The 18,828-nt window shown below is 57.8% G+C and carries 19 protein-coding genes; 15 read left to right on the forward strand and 4 right to left on the reverse strand.

What is annotated here, in order from left to right; translation table 11 throughout:
* Positions 1 to 143: 143 nt before the first annotated feature.
* Positions 144 to 302 (forward strand): hypothetical protein, encoded by a 159-nt coding sequence (locus HMPREF9695_RS26450; protein ID WP_157223978.1) that lies wholly within the window; start codon positions 144 to 146, stop codon positions 300 to 302.
* Between the two features lie 596 nt (positions 303 to 898).
* Here the strand turns inward: HMPREF9695_RS26450 and HMPREF9695_RS19095 are convergent.
* Entirely contained in the window at positions 899 to 1,222 is a 324-nt protein-coding gene (locus HMPREF9695_RS19095; protein ID WP_006022543.1) for a hypothetical protein, read from the reverse strand.
* 361 nt (positions 1,223 to 1,583) lie between these two features.
* Between HMPREF9695_RS19095 and HMPREF9695_RS19100 the strand changes: the two genes are divergently transcribed.
* Complete coding sequence (locus tag HMPREF9695_RS19100; protein ID WP_006022544.1) at positions 1,584 to 2,411, forward strand: hypothetical protein; 828 nt, start codon at positions 1,584 to 1,586, stop codon at positions 2,409 to 2,411.
* A 63-nt stretch (positions 2,412 to 2,474) separates the two neighbouring features.
* On the opposite strand, the gene HMPREF9695_RS19105 is transcribed toward HMPREF9695_RS19100, so the two are convergent.
* The gene (locus HMPREF9695_RS19105; protein WP_006022545.1) at positions 2,475 to 3,386 is read right to left on the reverse strand and encodes a cation diffusion facilitator family transporter; all 912 of its coding nucleotides are present in this window, start codon (positions 3,384 to 3,386) and stop codon (positions 2,475 to 2,477) included.
* 136 nt (positions 3,387 to 3,522) lie between these two features.
* Positions 3,523 to 3,780 carry a hypothetical protein gene (locus tag HMPREF9695_RS26725; RefSeq protein WP_160166476.1) on the reverse strand — a complete coding sequence of 86 codons (258 nt, stop codon included), beginning with the start codon at positions 3,778 to 3,780 and terminating at the stop codon, positions 3,523 to 3,525.
* A gap of 213 nt (positions 3,781 to 3,993) precedes the next feature.
* Here HMPREF9695_RS26725 and ihpA point away from each other — a divergent pair, with 213 nt between their 5' ends.
* From ihpA to HMPREF9695_RS26455, 11 genes are all read left to right on the forward strand, one after another.
* Complete coding sequence (gene ihpA, locus HMPREF9695_RS19115) at positions 3,994 to 5,268, forward strand: divalent metal ion exporter subunit IhpA (protein ID WP_006022546.1); 1,275 nt, start codon at positions 3,994 to 3,996, stop codon at positions 5,266 to 5,268.
* Positions 5,265 to 6,212 carry a divalent metal ion exporter adaptor subunit IhpB gene (gene ihpB, locus HMPREF9695_RS19120; RefSeq protein WP_006022547.1) on the forward strand — a complete coding sequence of 316 codons (948 nt, stop codon included), beginning with the start codon at positions 5,265 to 5,267 and terminating at the stop codon, positions 6,210 to 6,212. Before ihpA ends, ihpB begins: the two co-directional genes overlap by 4 nt.
* Complete coding sequence (locus HMPREF9695_RS19125; protein ID WP_006022548.1) at positions 6,202 to 6,567, forward strand: P-II family nitrogen regulator; 366 nt, start codon at positions 6,202 to 6,204, stop codon at positions 6,565 to 6,567. Before ihpB ends, HMPREF9695_RS19125 begins: the two co-directional genes overlap by 11 nt.
* A complete protein-coding gene (locus HMPREF9695_RS19130) occupies positions 6,560 to 9,790 on the forward strand; it encodes an efflux RND transporter permease subunit (protein WP_006022549.1) in 3,231 nt (1,076 codons plus the stop codon). The genes HMPREF9695_RS19125 and HMPREF9695_RS19130 overlap by 8 nt, the downstream gene beginning before the upstream one ends.
* Positions 9,787 to 10,170: a hypothetical protein gene (locus HMPREF9695_RS19135; RefSeq protein WP_006022550.1), complete on the forward strand. Its 384-nt coding sequence runs from the start codon at positions 9,787 to 9,789 to the stop codon at positions 10,168 to 10,170. Before HMPREF9695_RS19130 ends, HMPREF9695_RS19135 begins: the two co-directional genes overlap by 4 nt.
* Before the next feature lie 113 nt (positions 10,171 to 10,283).
* Positions 10,284 to 10,637 (forward strand): hypothetical protein, encoded by a 354-nt coding sequence (locus tag HMPREF9695_RS19140; protein ID WP_244424500.1) that lies wholly within the window; start codon positions 10,284 to 10,286, stop codon positions 10,635 to 10,637.
* Between the two features lie 184 nt (positions 10,638 to 10,821).
* Positions 10,822 to 11,919 carry an OpgC family protein gene (locus tag HMPREF9695_RS19145; protein WP_012047062.1) on the forward strand — a complete coding sequence of 366 codons (1,098 nt, stop codon included), beginning with the start codon at positions 10,822 to 10,824 and terminating at the stop codon, positions 11,917 to 11,919.
* Between the two features lie 26 nt (positions 11,920 to 11,945).
* Positions 11,946 to 14,156, forward strand: a complete 2,211-nt coding sequence (locus HMPREF9695_RS19150) for a heavy metal translocating P-type ATPase (RefSeq protein ID WP_006022553.1) — start codon at positions 11,946 to 11,948, stop codon at positions 14,154 to 14,156.
* A gap of 52 nt (positions 14,157 to 14,208) precedes the next feature.
* The gene (locus HMPREF9695_RS19155; protein WP_244424236.1) at positions 14,209 to 14,787 is read left to right on the forward strand and encodes an MgtC/SapB family protein; all 579 of its coding nucleotides are present in this window, start codon (positions 14,209 to 14,211) and stop codon (positions 14,785 to 14,787) included.
* Between the two features lie 268 nt (positions 14,788 to 15,055).
* The gene (locus HMPREF9695_RS19160) at positions 15,056 to 15,370 is read left to right on the forward strand and encodes a ferritin family protein (protein ID WP_006022555.1); all 315 of its coding nucleotides are present in this window, start codon (positions 15,056 to 15,058) and stop codon (positions 15,368 to 15,370) included.
* A 221-nt stretch (positions 15,371 to 15,591) separates the two neighbouring features.
* Positions 15,592 to 16,182 (forward strand): hypothetical protein, encoded by a 591-nt coding sequence (locus HMPREF9695_RS26455; protein ID WP_160166475.1) that lies wholly within the window; start codon positions 15,592 to 15,594, stop codon positions 16,180 to 16,182.
* Here the strand turns inward: HMPREF9695_RS26455 and flgF are convergent.
* Positions 16,166 to 16,906, reverse strand: a complete 741-nt coding sequence (flgF, locus tag HMPREF9695_RS19175) for a flagellar basal-body rod protein FlgF (RefSeq protein WP_006022558.1) — start codon at positions 16,904 to 16,906, stop codon at positions 16,166 to 16,168. The genes HMPREF9695_RS26455 and flgF overlap by 17 nt on opposite strands.
* 164 nt (positions 16,907 to 17,070) lie before the next feature.
* Here flgF and HMPREF9695_RS19180 point away from each other — a divergent pair, with 164 nt between their 5' ends.
* A complete protein-coding gene (locus tag HMPREF9695_RS19180) occupies positions 17,071 to 17,379 on the forward strand; it encodes a hypothetical protein (protein ID WP_006022559.1) in 309 nt (102 codons plus the stop codon).
* 992 nt (positions 17,380 to 18,371) lie between these two features.
* Positions 18,372 to 18,818: a tetratricopeptide repeat protein gene (locus HMPREF9695_RS19185; protein WP_209612057.1), complete on the forward strand. Its 447-nt coding sequence runs from the start codon at positions 18,372 to 18,374 to the stop codon at positions 18,816 to 18,818.
* Positions 18,819 to 18,828 lie beyond the last annotated feature (10 nt).

Below are 18,828 nucleotides of genomic sequence, written 5' to 3' on the forward strand. Positions count from 1 at the left end.
GCGATGTCAGATGAGCTCTGGACCAGACACCCACTGCGCAGGAAGTTGGAATTGTTGCGGCGCACACAGAATCGAGCTTTTTCTTTCCGTCTGGCAGTTCGTTGCGCGCGCATCAGGCTGGGTTTCCCTCATGGAGGGGGCGTGTGGCCAATTTTCACAGGTTTGACGGCGATCGCGGCGAGGATTGTCCTGCCTTTGATTTTGCAATCAACCGCAAGCCTTCACTCGCCCGTTTAACCCTCGTGGCCAAATTTGAATTCCCTAGTGGCCTGTTTTGGGGTAGGAAAGTGTTCGTTGGTTAGCTTGCGGAGGCTCCAATGTGTCGCATCCGCTTCCTAATGTTGGTAATCGCGCTCACGGCCGCAACTTGCTCGAATTGCCAAGCCATCGGGTCCTTTCAGACCAAGCCGGCGTTTCCGAAGGTGGTGATGGCCGGTGTTGCACCTCCACCACCAACCGTGAGATTGCCCGATGTGTCCGAACGCGATCTCGTTGTTGGCTGCGGTAGGGGGCGCATCCGCGATCATCGAGCACATGGTTGCCGTGGCCCGGCCGATATCGGCCAGTACCAATAATCCTGCCGAATCCGGTTGCAGTCGAACCGGCTTGAAATAGTTTGGCATGCTGCGACGTGAACGGGGTTTCCCCGCAGCTGTCGCAGTCGTCTATGGCGGTTATCGAATGTTGACGCCCACCACGAAAACCGGTTGCGACGCTCAGCGACCCTTTCGATCTCGCACAGGCTGGCTTCGTTGCAAAAGACAAACCAGCAAGATCCGCGGTTTTTCGGCACAACCGCTGAATCCTAGGTGATCGATTACGGTCCATTAAACTTGCAACTCACTTCTCGCCCCCGGGGGGGGAGGGCGAGTTTATCCGCGCCGCTCAAGAGCCGCATTTACATGCAGACGCGGACCCGCCGGGTTCTGTAACCGTAAGGGGTCCAAACGGCGCGTTGGCGAATGAAACAATCCGCGGCATACGCGTATGGATAATAGCTGCCATAATAGGGGGCCGGATAAAATCCACCATAAAAACCGTAATGCCCGCCATGGTGTCCGCCAAACCCGCCGTGGTGACCTCCGCCGAAGTGACCTCCAAAATAGCCACCTCCAAAATGACCACCTCCATGATGGTCCCCGCCGTGATGCTGCGCCAGTGCCGGTTGTGCAACAAACAGAATTGCCGCCAGAACGGCCACGGCCGTCAAATGCTTGATCATGTCCCTCTCCCTCGAACCTTAAGACTATCAGCGTCGTCCACAATCATGGCATGATTTGGTTTGTTGTCGCCGAGCTTACTCGCAAGTTCCCGGATCGGTAACGCGCTTTTCCCAGATCCCTAAAGCTCAATAAACCCTTTCAAAGGGATGCGAGTGTCATGTCCCCTTCTGCGCCATGAAAGAGACGCTTCTCCAGCAAATAGGTGATGCTGTGCTGCGGCCCTTTTCACAACGTCCGCCATCGTGAATTGGAATGCAGACAGAAATTCATTCAATAAATATCGCAACTGACTCAGCGTCCTTGCAGTGTCCGAGACCGCGTTTCCCCAGCGCAACATCGTGTTTGATGAAAGTTCCAGTTATGGATTGGCTCAACAAGCGTCACCACCTGAAGAGACTCAAGCTGTTTTTCGTGGTGGCAGGTTTGGTCATCGCGATCAGCTTGCTCAAGGTATTCGTTCACTGGATGCAGTTTGAATTCGTGACGCTCAGCACCTTGCTGACCAGTGCGATCGGCGGCGCCATCTTCATCATCGGTTTTTTGTTGTCCGGCGTTCTATCCGATTACAAGGAATCGGAACGCTTGCCAGCCGATATTCGCGTCGCTCTGGAGGCGATTCATGACGACGCCATGTGCTTTGCCGAAAAAGCAAAGAGTTTTCAACTTGGATCCCTGCGGGCTATTCTATCGGGCATTCTGGTGACACTGCAGAAGGGCTTGGGGCACGAAGGCGCCCACAGCAGACTGCAACCCGTCATCGCCGAGATCGACAAGCTCACACCGGTGTTCGCACAGATGGACTCGCTCGGGATGCCCGCCAATTTTATTGTTCGACTGCGCGGTCAGCAGGATCAGCTTCGCAGATGCGTATTCCGCATCTATCACATCCAAAGCATGCAGTTCGTGCCGTCGGTCTACATCCTGGTAAAAACGCTGGTTGCAGCGATCGTCCTGCTATTGCTGTTTCTAGAGACCGAAGGTTCGCCCGGCACCGCACTGATTTTTGGGTTCATCTCCTATATGTTCATCTATGCTCTTTATCTCATCGAAACGCTTGAGCAGCCGTTTCGCAAGGATCACGAATCGCTCGACGACGTAAGTCTATTTCTGCTCCGCGAGTTCGCAGACAAGTTGGCTCAGTGCGACGCAGCCGATCCCGCGACAGTCGTGCGCGATCCCGGTCCATGAACAGCGAAAAGGAATAGAACGTGAAATTGGTAGGAATACGTGGCGACGCCAAGACCTCGAGATCTAGACTCGCAGAGCCGGCTCAGCCGCGCGAATTTCTTCGTCCTCAATTTGCAAAGTCACGTGATCAATCTTGAACTTCTCCTCCAGAACGGCTTTGGCGCGTTTCAGCACCGTGGCTGCGGCCTGCATGTCAGTCACGACGAGATGCCCGGTCAGGGAGTCCGTTCCGGACGTAATAGTCCAGACGTGCAAATCGTGAACCGCCGTAACGCCCGGAATTTCCCGCAGCGCCTTTTCGAGGAGTGGGAGATCGATCTCGGCCGGTACGCCTTCCATCAGGATATGAACGGCCTGATTCAACAGCTTCCACGTGCGCGGTACGATGAAGAGGCCGATCCCGGCGCCGATAATCGGATCGGCAAGGGTCCAGCCGGTAAACATGATGATCAGGGCCGCGGCGATCACGCCCAAGGAACCAAGCATGTCGCTGAGAACCTCGAAATACGCCCCTTGGACGTTGAGGCTCTCGGAGGAGCCGGCCGACAATAACTTCATGCTGACGAGATTGACGATCAGCCCGACGGCGGCGACCGCCAGCATCGGCGTGCCCAAAATTTCGGGCGGCGACAGGAACCGCTTATATGCCTCGTAAAGAATATAAATTGTCAGCAGCAGGAGAACGACCGCATTAATCAGTGCGGCAAGGATTTCAGTCCGTAGATAGCCATAGGTCTTTTGCGGCGTTGGAGCTTTTTGAGCGAAATGAATTGCGAACAACGCCAGGCCCAACCCGCCGGCATCGGTCGCCATATGCGCGGCATCCGCGATCAGGGCGAGGCTGCCGGTCCAGATTCCGCCAACGATTTCGGCGGTCATATACGTCAACGTCAGGGCCAGCGCCGCGTAAAGAGGCTTGCGGTGCCGCCCGGCCGCCGACGGGATTGCACCTCCGTGCGAATGACCTTCACCCATAACCAAAACCTCTCTCTATTGCGAACAACTTCAAGCTCATTTTCCGCCAGTGTGACGGCCAGGTGAACGTTGTCTGACAGAACCAGCTATTCGTAAATCTGGGGGTTCCGGACGGACGCGCGACAATGTAATAGTATTACTCTGCAAGACTTGCTAATCGGAACATATGAGCCATCGGCTGAACAAAAGGTTGCCTACATCGAAAGCGTCGGGCGCTCGCCGTGCGCTGCTGGCTTTGCTTGCCTTTGCGTATCTTTTCGTCGGAATGTCCCATGCCGTGTCCTGCGCCGACGAGGCCGTGGGAATCTCGCTCGCCTCCGATTTCAGCACCGCTTCGGATGAAGGCGGTCCAGATGACGATGGAACCAGAAAGTTGCCGGTGGTCGCCAGCCATTGTTACGTCTGTGCACCGGTCCTGACGCCAGCGCTGGCCGCGGTAAGCGGTCGGTCTGCCAAGCTCGTCAGGCGGTCCTTTGTGGCTCAACACCATCTTCACGCCAACCCTCTCTGGCTCGATACGCCGCCACCCAAGCATCTCACCTGAGCAACTAGCCGAACGCGCGACTAAAGTCGCGTCGTCATCTGTTTCGCTATTCAGGTTGATCTTATGTGGTTGGTTCGAGTGGCTTTGCGCCTGGCGGGTGCAATGCTTTTATTCACAATTCCCGTACAGGCCGCCGAACGCGCGTCGCCCGCCATTTCGCTGCCGCAAGCACTGCAGCGGGCCTTGGCAGCGAACCCGAGGCTGACGGCGGCGGAGCGTGACATCGGTATTGCCGGCGGGCTGCGCATCCAGGCCGGCGTACTGCCCAATCCGGACGTTTCGTTCGAGCTCGACAACGCGCTGGGATCGGGACCTTACAAAGGCCTACGATCAGCCGAGACCAATCTGCAGCTCAGCCAGCTCGTCGAATTGGGTGGCAAACGGGAAGCGCGCATCGCTGCCGGTGAGGCCGGCATCGGCACGGCAGTGTGGCAGCGACGCGCAACGCGGCTGGAGGTTTTGTCGGAAGCCGCGATCGCGTTCATCACGATCATCAGTGCGCAGCGGCGGATCGAGATCTTCGACGAGCAGATCGAAAGCTTTGGCACCCTCATTCCCCTGTTGGAAAAGCGCGTTCAGGAAGGTGCTTCTTCACCGGCTGAAACACTGCGTGCGCGGGTCGCGGCCGATTTATTCCGGGTCGAGCGGGAGCGCGCCAAGACACAACTCGCTTTAGCGCGTCGCGACCTCGCAATCCTGATGGGCGACAGCAGCCCTCATTTCGGCAAAGCGTTGGGGCGGCTAACCAACATTGGACAACCGCCGCCGTTCCGGGACGTGTTGCAGGCGATTGAAGCCAACCCGCAATTGTTGCGTTGGACGGCGGTTGCGGCCCAACGCAACGCAGAACTCCTGATCGCGCGTCTGAAAGCAATCCCCGATCCGCGCATTTCGGCGGGCTGGCGGCACTATCAAGACACCAATGACAATGCCGTACGGCTCGGCGTGTCGATTCCGATACCGATTTTCGATCAGAACGCGGGCAACATCATCGCTGCTCAGGAAACGCTTGCAAAGACTGATGCCGAGCGCGCGATCAACAAGCTCGTCCTCACCAGTATCGTCGGCCGTGCCTACGATACCCTTACCGGCGCCTTGGCCGAGCTCAAGCTGCTGCGGACGTCAATCATTCCGAATGCACGTAGTGCTTCCGAGACGATCCAGAGCGGCTATCTGCAGGGACGGTTTACGCTGCTTGAGCTGCTCGATGTCAAAGGCTCGGTCTTGCAGGCGCTGCTTCGAGAACAGGAGGCCCTGCAGAACTTTCACATTGCCATCGCGACGATCGAAGGTCTTGTCGGCAACCCGTTTACGCTCACGCGCGAGACGTCAAGATGAAACGACTTCTGAGATACTTTTTTTTCGTGTTGGTCGCAGCGGGGCTGGTCTATGGCGGCTATCGAATGCTGAAACCGGCCGTACCCAAGACGGCTCCTACCGAAAAAGCCGAGAAGGAAGAACATGCAGACAGCGTCGCTTTAAGCGACGCCAAGATTGAGGCCGCTGGAATTGAGCTGGTAAAGGCCTCAACCGGTGTGTTGCGGGACAGCCTGTTGCTTAACGGTATCGTGCAGCCGAACCAGGAGTCGCTGGTTCAGGTCACACCGCGCTTTCCTGGTATCGTCCGGGACGTCCGCAAGCGGATCGGCGACGTCGTCCAGAAGGGCGATGTGCTGGCCGTCATCGAAAGCAATCAGAGCTTGACGCAATACGAGTTGAAGGCATCGCTTGCGGGCACGGTCATCGATCGTCAGATCTCGCTGGGTGAGTTCGTCTCCGAACAGAAATCGGCATTCGTGGTAGCGGATTTGTCGAATGTTTGGGTGGACTTCTCGGTCTACCGCCGCGACCTGAAGCGGGTCAGCATGGGCGATCAGGTACTCATCGATCCGGCCGACGGTGGACCCCCAATCGAGGCCAAGATTTCCTATCTTTCCCCCGTTGGGAGCAGTGACACCCAAAGCGCCATTGCAAGGGCAATTGTCACAAATCCCAGCCAGCGGCTGCGGCCTGGACTGTTCATCACGGGGCGCCTCACGTTGTCGGCCAAGACGGTTCCGGTCGCGGTCAAGTCGTCTGCGCTTCAGACCGTGGAAAATCGAACCGTTGTCTTCGTGCGCAAAGGCGAGAAGTTCGAGGCACGCGATGTCGAGGTGGGCGACCGCGATCCGCAGCTCGTCGAAATTCTGTTCGGCGTCTTCGATGGCGATCTCTACGCGGCGCAAAACAGCTTCATCGTGAAGGCGGAGATGACAAAGGGAGCGGGCGGCGATGAGCATTGAGGGCAGCAAGACGTTGATCACCGCGCTGATCCGGCCGCACATGGAGGGTCATGTCGTTCGTGCGCTGCACGACCTTGCTGATTTCCCCGGTTTCACCTTCGACGAAGTGAGGGGACAAGGAAGAGGGCGCGGACAGGGCGGCAGTTACATCTCGACTGACGCGGACCTCACTTACCATCAATATTTGGAGCTGAGATTGGTTTGCCGCTCCGACCTCGCTGAGGACATTTGCAGGCGGATCGCCTCGGCCGCATGGACCGGCAGGAAAGGTGACGGCGTCGTCTACACGACGCCGGTCCATTCGTTCTCGCGCGTCAGGGAAATTGGCAAGCGCCCGGAGCAACCTCATGATTAACGGGATTCTTTCTTTCTCCATCCGGCAGCGTTGGCTGGTGATGATCGGCGTTTTTGTCATGGCCGCTTTCGGAGCGTGGAATTTCACGCGTCTGCCGATCGACGCCGTGCCTGACATCACCAACGTTCAGATCCAGATCAACAGTCGCGCGCCCGGCTATTCGCCGCTGGAAGTCGAGCAGCGGATCACGTTTCCGATCGAGACCGCGATGGGAGGTTTGCCTCATCTGGACAGCACCCGCTCCCAATCCCGCTACGGCTTGAGCCAGGTCACCATCATCTTCAAAGACGGGACCGACATCTATTTCGCCCGGCAATTGGTCAACGAGCGGATTCAGCAGGTCAAGGACCAGCTTCCGCCCAGCATCGAAACTGCGATGGGACCAATCTCTACCGGCCTCGGTGAAATCTATCTGTTCACCGTCGAGGCAAAACCGGAAGCACGCAAAACCGGCGGTGACGAATACACGCCAAGCGACCTGCGGACGATCCAGGATTGGATCATCAAGCCACAACTACGGAATGTTCCCGGCGTCATCGAGGTCAACACCATTGGCGGCTTCGAACGGCAATTCCATGTGCTGCCGGATCCGGCGCAACTGATGGCCTACAAGCTCAGTTTTCGCGAGGTCATGACGGCGCTGGCCGCGAACAATGCCAACGTTGGAGCGGGGTATATCGAACGCAACGGCGAGCAGTATCTCGTTCGCACGCCCGGCCAGGTCGCAAATGTCGAGGAAATAAAGCAGATCGTGATCGGCTCCCGCCACGGCGTACCTGTGCGGGTGATGGACGTGGCCGATGTCAAGGAAGGCAAGGACCTGCGAACGGGTGCGGCAACGGTGGACGGCAAGGAGGTGGTGTTAGGCACCGCCATGCTGCTGATCGGCGACAATAGCCGGACAGTAGCTCAACGCGTGGCGGCAAAGCTGAAGGAGATCGGGCGGTCCCTGCCGGAAGGCGTGATCGCACGAGCCGTCTATGACCGGACCAAGCTGGTCGAGGCGACGGTTGCGACCGTGGAAAAGAACCTCGTCGAAGGCGCTCTTCTCGTCATCGTGATCCTGTTCCTGATCCTTGGAAACTTCAAGGCGGCGATCGCCACCGCCTTCGTCATCCCGCTGTCCATGCTGTTTACCATTACCGGCATGGTGGAAAACAAGGTCAGCGCAAACCTGATGAGCCTTGGCGCCATCGACTTCGGCATCATCATCGACGGCGCGGTGATCATCGTTGAGAATTGCCTGCGCTTATTGGCCGAGGAGCAAACCAGGCAGGGCCGTGTCCTCGATCGGCAGGAACGGTTCGAAACCATCTTGACGGCGTCAAAAGAAGTGATTGGTCCGAGCCTGTTCGGGACGTTGATCATCGGCGTCGTGTATCTGCCGATCCTGACGCTCACCGGCGTCGAAGGAAAGATGTTCACGCCGATGGCGTTGACAGTGCTGATGGCGCTAACCGGCGCGAGCATCCTGTCGCTGACGTTCGTGCCGGCTGCCGTGGCCTTGCTGGTGACCGGCAAAGTCTCCGAGCATGAGAACTGGTTCATGCGCGGTGCGCGCTATGTTTACACGCCACTGCTCGCCGCTTCGATCCGCAACAGATGGGGCGTTGCGGGAATCGCGGTCCTGCTGATGGCCGTGTGCGGCATCGCGGCTTCCCGCATGGGCGGGGAGTTCATTCCGAGCCTCGACGAAGGTGATGTTGCACTGCAGGCGATCCGTATTCCCGGCACCAGCCTGACGCAGTCGCTGGAGATGCAGGCCATGCTCGAAAGGCGATTATTGAAGATACCGGAGGTCCGGGAAGTGTTTGCCCGCACCGGAACCGCGGAAGTTGCAACCGACCTGATGCCGCCCTCGACGTCCGACGGATACGTGATGTTGAAACCGAGGAAGGAATGGCCCGATCCGGAGAAGCCAAAAGCTTCGGTTGTTTCCGAGATCCAGGAGGCCGCCGAAGAGATCCCGGGCAACGTCTATGAGATCTCGCAGCCGATCCAGCAACGCTTCAACGAGCTGATTTCCGGCGTCCGCAGCGACGTCGGCGTCAAGATCTTTGGCGACGACCTCGACGTGCTCGTCCAGTCCGCGGCCAAGGTGCAGGCAGTCCTGCAGGGTGTACAGGGCGCCGCCGACGTCAAAACCGAACAGGCGTCGGGGTTGCCTGTGCTTACGGTCAAGCTCAACCGTCAGGCGCTGTCTCGCTACGGCATCAGCGTCGGCGACGTGCAGAACCTGGTCGAGATCGCCGTCGGCGGTAAGAATTCCGGCATGGTGTTCGAAGGAGATCGCCGTTTTAACATCGTCGTCCGGCTTCCGGAACATTTGCGTTCCGACATCTCGGCGCTCAAGGCGCTTCCGGTGCCGCTTCCGCCGCTGGAGAGCCAGGCCAAGCCGGTGACAGCGCTCTGGAGCAACTCGCCTCTTTCTCAGATTCGCTATGTGCCGCTTTCGGAACTGGCCCAAATCGACGTCGCGCCCGGACCCAATCAGATCAGCCGCGAAAACGGCAAACGGCGAATTGTCGTGACCGCGAATGTCCGTGGACGAGACCTCGGCTCTTTCGTCGCGGACGCCCAAGAGCAGGTCGAAGCCAAGGTCAAACTTCCGGCCGGTTATTGGATCGGCTGGGGCGGCCAGTTCGAGCAACTGGTGTCCGCGACGCAGAGGCTGACGATCGTCGTGCCGGTCGCGCTTCTGTTGATTTTCCTGCTTTTGTTCATGAGCCTTGGTTCAATGCCGGACGCGCTACTGGTGTTCAGTGGCGTACCGCTGGCTTTGACTGGCGGAATTATCGCCCTGCTGCTTCGAGGCATTCCGCTGTCGATCAGCGCCGGGATCGGTTTTATCGCCCTGTCCGGCGTGGCGGTGCTCAACGGCCTCGTCATTATTACTTTTATCGAGCGGCTCCGGAGCGAGGGCAAGAACGTGATCGATGCGGTCCGGGAAGGATCGTTGACGCGGCTGCGGCCGGTGCTGATGACTGCGCTCGTCGCATCTCTCGGTTTCGTGCCCATGGCAATTGCGACCGGCGCCGGGGCAGAGGTGCAGCGGCCGTTGGCGACGGTCGTCATCGGCGGAATCATCTCGTCGACCATACTGACCTTGTTGGTACTACCGGCTCTCTACGTCTTGTTCAGGCGGGAAGATCTGGAAAATGGCGAATCCAAATCACAGGCTACAGAACCCAAATCACCGGCTACAGAAGGAGCAGTGTCATGAAATACCTGATCGCTATCGTTTGTGTTGTCTTTATGTGGTCCGCACCCTCCTATGCTCAGCACGCGCATGGCGGCGAAAAAGGCCCCAACGGCGGCCCAATGGAGGATGTTGCTGGCATTGATGCCGAACTCATGACATCCGGCAACAAAATCACAATCAACGTCTTCGATCCCAAGACGACAAAACCCGTTGCAACCAAAAACTTTACCGCAGCGGTCATGATTGCGAGCGGCAGTACGCGTGAAACGGTCACTCTCGCCCCCCAAGGCGACAACTCCCTTCAGGGCGACGCGAAGAGCCCCGTGACAGCAGGCGCCACGATCACCCTCACCATCAAGACGGCAGACGGACAATCCGGTCAGGCCAAGTTCAAAAAGTAGGACGATCGTTGGAGCAAGACGAGCGAAGCTTAAAAGAATGTCGCAAGGTGAACCGCCATGTGACCGTGCCGGCGCGTGTTAGTAGCGCCGCGCGCGTGCTCCTGATCGTTTCGCTGTTTTTGGCTGACGTTTTCGCGGCCGGCGCATCTCGACCCCTCCGGGCGCAGGCACAAACGGCAAAAATCGTCGGTCTGGGCGCCACGACGTGCCAGCGGTTCTCCGATGACGTCAAAGCCAATCCTGCGGTTCGACGAGACTATCTGGCGTGGGCGCAAGGGTTCATGAGCGGAATCATATCGAGCCGGCCGCCGGGTGTTGATGAGGGTCTCGACCTCGCTCCGGTGTCCTTCGATCTGATCAAACAACTGCATTATTTGGAAGATTACTGCGCGCGGAACGTCTCGCTGGATTTCTCGGACGCCGTAGCAGCGCTGTATAAGCGGCTCCGTCAGGAGGGTAAGACGTGAAATTAAATCAATGCGTCAAGCTTCGCCGGTGCGGTCAAGGAGTCGATCATGAGCGACAACTCACAAGCTGTTCGGATGCGCTTCCGCATTGAACCTTCGGATGGGAGCATTGCGGTCGCAACGCTCGGGTACGGATGACATGAACACAGCGGTAGCCAAAAGCGGCTTGGGTCGTGACTTGAGGTTGGACCTTTTCCGCGGGCTGGCAAATTGGGCGATCTTTCTCGATCACATTCCCAATAACGTGGTCGCCTGGATCACGATGAAGAACTACGGGTTCAGCGACGCGGCCGACCTGTTCGTTTTCATCTCCGGCTACACGGTCGCGCTCGTCTATTCGCGGACGATGGCCGCGGGCGGCTTTGTCGTGGCCGCGGTCGGCATTCTGGCTCGGGCCTGGCAGCTATACCTCGCGCTTATCCTGCTGTTCGTCGTTTATGTCGCCGCGATCGGCTACGTGGCCCAGAATTACGGTCACGCCTATCTGCTCGACGAATTTAACATTCGGCGCTTGATCGCCGATCCGATCGAATTCCTGAAGCACGGGCTGCTGCTGGAGTTCAAGCCGCTCAATCTGGACGTCCTGCCTCTCTACATCGCGCTGATGGTCACGTTCCCGCCGTTCCTCTGGCTATTGGTGCGGACGCCCGGTCTGGCGCTCGCAGTCTCCTTCGCAATCTATGCTGCGGCCCGGACCTTTGACTGGAATCTCGCGAGCTATCCCGATGGCGAGTGGTATTTCAATCCCTTTGCCTGGCAGTTTCTGTTCGTGATTGGCGCCTGGATTTCGCTCGACGGAACGGGCCTGGTGAGGCGGTTGACCGCATCCCGCCTGGTCCTGTGGTCGGCCGTGCTCTTCCTGCTGCTCGGTCTTGCCGTCACGCTCGCTGCGCGCCTCGGCTTCTCATCCGCGATGCCGGCACTGGTCGTGGATCTGTTTCTCCCGAACGACAAGACGAACCTGGCACCGTATCGGATCCTGCATTTCCTCGCACTCGCGCTGATCGTCGCGAGATTGGTGCCGCGCAGCGCGACGGCGTTGAAGTTTGCCGTCCTGCGTCCCGCGATAATCTGTGGCGAGCGCTCCCTCGAAGTATTTTGCGTCGGAATATTCCTGTCGTTCGTTGGGTGCTTCCTCATCGAATTGGTTTCCACCTCAATCGCCTTTCAGTTGTTCGTCAGCCTATCTGGCATCGCCTTGATGACAGCCGTCGCCTACTACCGATCGTGGATCAACAACCTGCGACCGGCATCGACGGCCGACAGATTGAGGGCTGTATGATGTCTGACTCTCATGGAGCCAACCCGATGGCGTCCGCGACTTCAGTTACCACCCGGTTGCGGGTTGAGGGGATGGATTGCGCCGGGTGCGCGATCAAGATCGAAAACGCCCTACGGCGGATACCCGGTGTTACTGAGGTGAACGTATCCGTCGCTGGGGGCGCGGTCACTGTCAGGCATGATCTGGCGGATACCAGGACGATGAGCAGCCAGATCGCGGCTGTTGGATATGCCGTTACCGGGTCGGAAGAGGTCGGAGCCAAACACGCTGGTCATGAAGTGTCCGCTCCCGAGGAAGACACCGGCCGTTTCCACGTCCACGATCACAGCCCCACGAACAAGAGCTGGTGGCAGACCAGCAAGGCGGATTTGACGATCGCGTCCGGAACCGCGCTCGCAGTCGCCTTCGCATTGGGAAAAGCCATTCCGGCCACCGAACAATGGGCATTCCTTCTGGCGATGATGGTCGGCCTGGTCCCGATCGGCAAACGCGCAATTTCCGCAGCGATTGCAGGAACGCCGTTCTCGATCGAGATGCTGATGACGATTGCCGCGGTCGGCGCGGTCTTCATCGGCGCGACAGAGGAGGCGGCAACGGTCGTTTTCCTGTTCCTGATCGGCGAAATGCTCGAGGGCGTCGCTGCCAGCCGGGCGCGAGCCAGCATCCAGGACTTGACAAAGCTTGTTCCAAAGACCGCCCGGCTCGAGGATGATGACGGTCAGGTCCGCGAGGTGGAAGCCGACACGCTATCGGTCGGCGCCATGATCCAGGTGCGTCCCGGCGACCGCATCCCGGCCGACGGCGTCATCGTATCCGGAGAGAGCGCCATCGACGAAGCGCCGGTCACAGGCGAAAGCACACCCATCCGCAAGGGGACGGATGCAATGTTGTTTGCCGGTACCGTCAACGGCGACGGATTGTTACGCGTACGCGTCACCGCCGCTGCAGCGGACAATACGATCGCGCGCGTGGTGCGCCTGGTCGAGGAGGCGCAGGAGTCTAAGGCGCCGACCGAGCGTTTCATCGACCGCTTCTCGCGCTACTACACGCCCGGCGTGGTAGCGGTCGCGGCTCTGGTGGCCATCGTCCCGCCGCTGCTATTCGGCGGAGCCTGGAACGGCTGGATCTACAAGGCTCTGGCTATTCTTCTGATTGGCTGTCCTTGCGCCTTGGTTATCTCTGTGCCTGCGGCGATCGCTGCCAGCCTGTCTGCCGGCGCGCGTCGGGGACTTCTGCTGAAGGGCGGCGCGGTCCTTGAACAAATCGGCAAGGTCACCGTGGCATGTTTCGACAAGACCGGCACGCTCACCGCCGGCAAGCCCCAGGTGACGGACATTATCGGCTTCGCACGCAGTGAGGCCGATGTCCTGCGTTTCGCCGCAGCGCTCGAGTCCGGTTCAAGTCATCCGCTCGCTACTGCGATCTTGGCCAAGGCGGCAGAGCAGAATGTCTGGTTGCCGGCGACCTCCGGCTCGAATGCGATCGGCGGGAAGGGAATTCGGGCCAGTGTCGAAGGCGCGGAAGTATTCTTGGGATCGCCAAAAGCTGTCGCGGAGATCTGTACACTGACAAACGAGCAAGACAACAAGATCGCAGCGCTGAACGACGAAGGCAAAACGGTTTCGCTGGTTGCGGTCGACGGGCAGATCGCGGGTGCAATCGCGATGCGTGACGAACCCCGCCCTGACGCGAAAAGCGGGCTCAAGCTTTTGACGGATGCCGGCATCCGGACCGTCATGCTGACGGGTGACAATCGCCGCACGGCGGATGCGATCGGCAAGCAGCTGGGAATAGAAGTTGAAGCGGAGTTGTTGCCGGAGGACAAGCAGCGCATGGTCGGCAACTTTCAAAAAGCGGGGTGGTCGGTCGCCAAGATCGGCGACGGTATAAATGATGCGCCAGCGCTGGCGGCCGCCGATGTCGGCATCGCGATGGGCGGCGGTACGGATGTCGCGCTGGAAACCGCCGACGCCGCCGTGCTGCACGGGCGAGTCGCGGATGTCGCAGCCATGGTCGACCTGTCGAAGCGGACGATGGTCAACATCCGGCAGAACATTTTCGTCGCACTCGGACTGAAGGCGGTCTTTCTCATCACCACGGTCGTCGGGCTCACCGGCTTATGGCCCGCTATCCTTGCAGACACGGGCGCGACGGTTTTGGTGACAATGAACGCGCTCCGTCTACTTCGCCTTCCGGCAACCGGATCTCTTGAACCTAAAGTAGCCAGGAAACTATAACTCAACAAAGACTCGCACTCAGAGAAACCATCCGATGCTTCATCGATCATGCGTGTTTTCGCTGCCCAAGAGACTTCTTATTTCGGTCTTCGCACTCTTATTCGCCGCCGTCATTTTTGGGTTAATAATGGATGCTGCATTCGCAGCTCCAGGCGAAGCGGGCGGAACGACAAGGTTCGATCTGGCGCTTCTCGTCCGAATCGGCGTTGCCGTCGCGCTGGCTTTCCCCATTGGATGGGAGCGTGAATTTCGCGGTTCGGAAGCAGGCGACCGTACCTTCATGCTCGTCAGCCTGGGAGCGGCTGCGTTCACCGCGGTCGGCGTCGAGAACTTCCCGGCGACCGCCGAAAAGGTGATGGCGGGCGTTGTGACCGGCGTAGGATTTCTGGGCGGAGGCATGATCCTCAAAGATGGCGGCAACGTCCGTGGCTTGACCACTGCGGCCGCCATCTGGGCGACGGCGGCTGTCGGGATGCTCGCAGGGGTTGGCGAACTTCTCATAGCCGGGCTGGTGACTGCGATGGTGATCCTTATTCTAGAGTTTGAGTTTTTGCCCGTGTTCGGCCGTCTCGACGCGCGACGCTGGAGACCGACGAAAATTGATCAGGAAAAACATGGACGCGAATTCTGATGGTTCTTCTAGTTGTGCATAGGCTGGGTGCGGGTCCTGCCATCGCGTCTAACGCACCTATCGCGGGCGGAGGGGCGATTATGGTCGGCGGCGGCGGAAACTCTTCGTTTCTTCCTAATTTGTCGAGGAGCCCAAAGGTTAGCCTGCGAAGGCAATACGTGTATAATTGAATCGATCATCCGCACGACTGGCTTGTAACATTGACTGTCCCCCCTGAAATACAACTGGCGTCTCGAACTCAGTGTCATCTTAATGCGAGGAGATCAAAATGGGCTTCGATCAATATCACGAACCGCCAGAAGAGCTTTCGCAGGAAACGCGTACCTTTGCGCGAATGATCACGTCGCTGATCGAGGAGGCGGAGGCAATCGGCTGGTATGAACAACGGATGTCGCTCGAAAAGGACAAGGAAGCCAAGGCCATCATGGCGAACGCGCAAAAGGAAGAATTCAAGCATTTTGGCATGAATCTCGAATTTCTTCTTCGTCGCAACAAGGATTGGCGAACCGAGCTCCAAGGGATTTTATTCACGAAAGGAGACATCGTTAAGCAAGGCGAAGCTGCCGAGAAGAAAGTCGATTGATCCACTCTTGAGGTGGCTGCCATGGTCGATAAGAGGTCGATCCCGCGGAAGAGGGTATTCAAGGCCGGAAAGATCACGTTCGGCGGTGCCGTTATCGATTGCACCGTCCGAAATCAAACAGTGTACGGGGCTCTACTTGAAGTGGAGAGCCCGCTTGGAATTCCCCGGCACTTCGTACTGGATATTGCGGTCGATCAGTTTCGGCGCGAATGCGAAATCGCATGGATGAAGGAAAAGCGGCTGGGAGTCGTTTTTCGAGGAGGCTGATCGGTAAGATTGATGAATTGGGAGGAGAGCTTCCGATGCTGAAACTAGCCCTCGCGCTGGCGTTTTGTCTTGCCGCCGCGGACGCTCAGGGCAGAGCCTCCGGCGCCGCTCAAGGCGGCTGGTCGAAACTTTCGGCTGCGCAAATGCATCGTCTTCCCGGGGTTGTCCGTCTGGCGCTTCATCAAGTACAAGCGGGGTGCGGGGCAGATGCGATCAGGGTCAAAAACGGCTTTGCAACATATTTGCCGATCTCTGATGGGCGACAGGTCATAACGATCCACTTCGAACATGTTGAATGCGGCAACGGTCAGCTTTGCGCGCCTGAAGGATGCCTTCACCGCGTGCTCTTCTCGGGCGCTGACGGCAAGATTCAGCGCGAAATCTGGCGGGGAAAAGTTCGCGAAATCGATACGGCGTTCTTTGCTGGCAGTCTGCTTGTCGAAATCGATTGCAGCCAAGGAGACAGCATTTGCAAGCGCCAGTTGAAGTGGAACGGCAAAAGCTTGCAGATCTCGACAAGCAGTGGAGCTATTCGGGCACGTTAGCGAGTTTGCTTATTTCATTGATATCCTGCGAGTCTTTCAGCAGCTTGCTCGCGACTTCATAGGACCGGTTGAGCTCGGCCAAGCGGCTCATCTCGATCGTCGGCTGAACATTTGATTGTTCCAGCATGGCTTGCAGTACCGTCGCCGAGCCCGCATTCGCTTTTGGCGGTTGAGCGGACCGAAGCAAATTGCCTCCTGCTGCCTCTAGCCTTGCGCCGGGGTCAAAGCTGACAAGCTTCAGTTTTCCGAGTTCTACTTGTTGCATTGAAACACGGCCGGAGGGGTCGATTGTGATCTCACCCGCTCGGGGAGGAACGGTTATAACGCCCTTATCGCCAAGAACGGGCAGACCTTCCAATGTCACCAGACGGCCCTTGGCATCCAAACTAAAGGAGCCGTCGCGGGTGTATCGCTCCCCCTGGCTCGTCTGGATTGCAAAATACGCATTTCCGTTGATTGCCAAGTCTAGCGGATTGCCGGTAGACCGGAAGGCGCCGGACGCAGAGGATGTAAAAGGCAGCGCCGCATCGACCAGCGACAACGGGCGTTCGGGCTTTTCACCTATTTCGGGGGGCTTGTCGGGCTTGAGATACTCTTGAAAGGCAAGCTGCTTGGCACGATAACCCGTCGTTTGGCTGTTCGCCACGTTGTTCGCGGCAACATCGAGCCGGCGCTGCAGCGCCATCAATCGCGAGAGACTGATGAGAGTGGTTTCTCCGACCAACTGAACCTCTGCGTTGCCGAATCAATGCAACGTTAATCGGAATTAGGGGTTGCGCCAAGATCAGAACTGACGCACCCAGCGCGAGTGTCCTGAACAGGGAATTTGGCCATTGCACGAACGTGATGTAAGCCGGGTGCAATAGTAACAATGGCAGGAGACATTCGATGGCTGGCCCTAAACATACCAAGCCGTCTGCTGACCCTTTCAGCTACGAGGATTTGGACACCGCGCCGTTTATATATTTTGACATTGTGCCCGTCCACGGCACGATGGGCGGCTGCTTGCAGATCGAAGTTGCCGCCCGCGTTTTGACCCCGGCACCGGGAGGAAAGGTTGAAGTAAAATTCCTGACCACCGGACGGTTGAGGTGCACCAAGGCGGCCGCAGCCAATCTTCGCGACGCGATAGATTTGGGATTGCGCATGATTGATCAAACCGAACAAGGTCCCGCCATCGCTGCAAAATTGAATTGAAAGGGAGACTTTGCAGACCTACCGCTTTAGGATGACGCAAGCCAGTCAACCGCGATAACACGACGCCCATCGTGGTTTGAATTATTGCGGCGACAACGTCGTTCAAAGATCGGTAAGTCCGTTGGCGCCAAAGTGCTGGTATGGGCACACGCGAAAACGCATCATCGTTTTACGTCAGAGGTTCGTTCGTGGACCAGCCTTATTGCTAAGCAGGTGTAGGAAATTATATCAGAATTTCAATAACATAAGAGTTCGTAGTTTTATTCTGAATGGCGCGCCAACTTAATATTAGGTTGATATCTTGCATATTTGCGGAGCGCCGTTGCAGAGCAATTCGCCGTATTGACCTCCAGATATTTCAGAGGTCATTCAAGTTGGCAGCGCCGCAGAGCGCGATGTTCAATTCTTGCAGGACGATTTCTTCCGGATAGCGGCTCCTCGTTGCCCTCCCGTGACCGAGTCCGGATCCATCCCGTCCCGTCGATTGCCGCTGCTAGTACATCAAACACCGCTGATGTCTTCATGCTACCAGACTGAGGCTTAGTCCGGGAGTCTTGGATCTGTCCCTGTCGGATGGCACGCACGGCGCTCGCTTGGTAATCTCTATAGCACTCGACGGGTGTACTCTCGTTCGGGAAGCGACCAGATCGGATGTCTCAAACGTCGATTGTCAGGGAAAATTCAGACAGGATTGTTAGAGAACAAACTGGGAATAATATAATGCACGTACTTGAGGCTACTCTTTGCTCATTTGCATTACGCCGCTGTATACGAGAACACGAACTGCATCGATCCTAGCGCGAACCACCCGCTGGAAGCGTTGTGCTCTTACGTTATTGAGCACAACGATATTTATTGCGTACTTTGCAATTAACTCGTCGCCCACATCAGCTTTGAGCGACGAGGATTGGGACTCGTGCGTGCATGCGGCCGAAATCGTACCCGATCGCTCGATCCGGGGATGCACAGCGGTTATCCAGGCAGGCGAGCGGATGATCACCCAGTTGGCGGCGGCTTATAACAATCGCGGTGTCGCGCTGCGGTCGAGTGGAGATATCGACCGTGCCATGGAGGATTACGATCGAGCACTTCGTTTGTCCCCCGACTACTATGTCGCGCTCAACAACCGAGGCGTTGCTTTAATGAGCAAGGGAGAGCTTGATCGCGCGATTTCTGATTTCGATCGCGCCGTACAACTGAGGACTGACTACCTCGGTGCCTATTATAATCGCGGGAAGGCACTCGGGCGTAAAGGACTCTTTGATCGTGCCATCGCGGATTATGATCTGGTCATCAAGGCTGATCCGAAGAATCCGACCTTCTTGTTCGAACGCGGAACGATGAAAGCGAACGCTGGAGATCAGAGCGGCGCGGATGCTGATTTCGAGCGCGCCGAATCGCTCAGGTCGAATGGTGCGCGGACGACGCGGCCACGATGAAACTCGCCCA

The sequence above is a fragment of the Afipia broomeae ATCC 49717 genome (assembly GCF_000314675.2).
Lineage (GTDB): Bacteria > Pseudomonadota > Alphaproteobacteria > Rhizobiales > Xanthobacteraceae > Afipia > Afipia broomeae.

Coding starts and splice junctions, on each gene's coding strand:
- HMPREF9695_RS19130 (WP_006022549.1), top strand. CDS start 6,560: ATGATTAACGGGATTCTTTCTTTCTCCATCCGGCAGCGTTGGCTGGTG.
- HMPREF9695_RS19105 (WP_006022545.1), bottom strand. CDS start 3,386: ATGGGTGAAGGTCATTCGCACGGAGGTGCAATCCCGTCGGCGGCCGGG.
- ihpA (WP_006022546.1), top strand. CDS start 3,994: ATGTGGTTGGTTCGAGTGGCTTTGCGCCTGGCGGGTGCAATGCTTTTA.
- HMPREF9695_RS19160 (WP_006022555.1), top strand. CDS start 15,056: ATGGGCTTCGATCAATATCACGAACCGCCAGAAGAGCTTTCGCAGGAA.
- HMPREF9695_RS19135 (WP_006022550.1), top strand. CDS start 9,787: ATGAAATACCTGATCGCTATCGTTTGTGTTGTCTTTATGTGGTCCGCA.
- HMPREF9695_RS19125 (WP_006022548.1), top strand. CDS start 6,202: ATGAGCATTGAGGGCAGCAAGACGTTGATCACCGCGCTGATCCGGCCG.
- HMPREF9695_RS26455 (WP_160166475.1), top strand. CDS start 15,592: ATGGATGAAGGAAAAGCGGCTGGGAGTCGTTTTTCGAGGAGGCTGATC.
- HMPREF9695_RS19185 (WP_209612057.1), top strand. CDS start 18,372: ATGATCACCCAGTTGGCGGCGGCTTATAACAATCGCGGTGTCGCGCTG.
- ihpB (WP_006022547.1), top strand. CDS start 5,265: ATGAAACGACTTCTGAGATACTTTTTTTTCGTGTTGGTCGCAGCGGGG.
- HMPREF9695_RS19180 (WP_006022559.1), top strand. CDS start 17,071: ATGGCTGGCCCTAAACATACCAAGCCGTCTGCTGACCCTTTCAGCTAC.
- HMPREF9695_RS19150 (WP_006022553.1), top strand. CDS start 11,946: ATGGCGTCCGCGACTTCAGTTACCACCCGGTTGCGGGTTGAGGGGATG.
- HMPREF9695_RS19100 (WP_006022544.1), top strand. CDS start 1,584: ATGGATTGGCTCAACAAGCGTCACCACCTGAAGAGACTCAAGCTGTTT.
- HMPREF9695_RS19095 (WP_006022543.1), bottom strand. CDS start 1,222: ATGATCAAGCATTTGACGGCCGTGGCCGTTCTGGCGGCAATTCTGTTT.
- HMPREF9695_RS26725 (WP_160166476.1), bottom strand. CDS start 3,780: ATGGCTGGCGACCACCGGCAACTTTCTGGTTCCATCGTCATCTGGACC.